Source organism: Shewanella sp. 1180_01 (assembly GCF_052850535.1).
In genome coordinates this window covers 1-779 of record NZ_VXCT01000165.1, presented here as the reverse complement: position 1 = coordinate 779, position 779 = coordinate 1, and the positions used below count along the sequence as shown (strand labels likewise).

The 779-nt window shown below is 42.6% G+C and carries 1 protein-coding gene; it reads right to left on the bottom strand.

Going from position 1 to position 779, the window contains the following annotated elements; genetic code table 11:
* The coding region (locus FW758_RS24660) for an IS5-like element ISSod6 family transposase (RefSeq protein ID WP_446446835.1) at positions 1–689 on the bottom strand (689 nt) is incomplete at its 3' end.
* Positions 690–779: the final 90 nt, after the last annotated feature.

Sequence of the window (779 nt, the reverse complement as noted above, 5' to 3'; positions counted from 1 at the left end):
TTGTCATACCTTGTTGATATTGCTCGATAGTGTTTAATTCTTCCAAAAGCATTCTCCACTAAATGTCGATACCGATATAAGCACCAATCGACTCTTTCTTGAGGTGTATTCTTATAGCGGCGCCTCGGAATAACAGATTTCCCGCCTTTGTTTGCGATAAGTTCACGAAAAGCATCGCTGTCATAACCTTTATCTGCAATGACGGTATCAACCTGCTTCAGGTGCTCAATTAAGCTGGGGGCGTGTGTAATATCGTGTTTTTGGCCTTCTGATAATTCGAAATAAATCGGTAATCCTCCGCTGTCGACGGCTAAGTGAATTTTGGTTGAATTACCACCTCGACTTTTACCAATACTCTCATTATTTAGCGTCGCTGCACCTGCACTGTGCTGGTGAGCCCGCACTATCGAGCCATCAATAAAGACCCATTCTATATCAGCAAGGTTGGCTAAGGCCTTGAATAAATGTGCTAGAACGCCTTTCTTAGACCATAAATGAAACCGTCTAAAGACCGTGCTCCAATGACCGAACTCTTTAGGTAAATCTCGCCAAGGGATACCTGTTCTAAGGCGGTAAAGAATACCTTCGAATGTTTGTCTATGTTCAGGTTTGTCATAAACACGGCCTGTGCTTTTCATTAAATGAAATAGCTTTTCCCAGCGTGCATCGGTTAGCATAAGTCTTGGCATGGCTTGAGGTTATGGTTACTTTTGGCGAAGCAAATTATAACGTCTTGCCATGCTGTCTAAAAATCACTCTCGAAAGATCAACAGACCCTA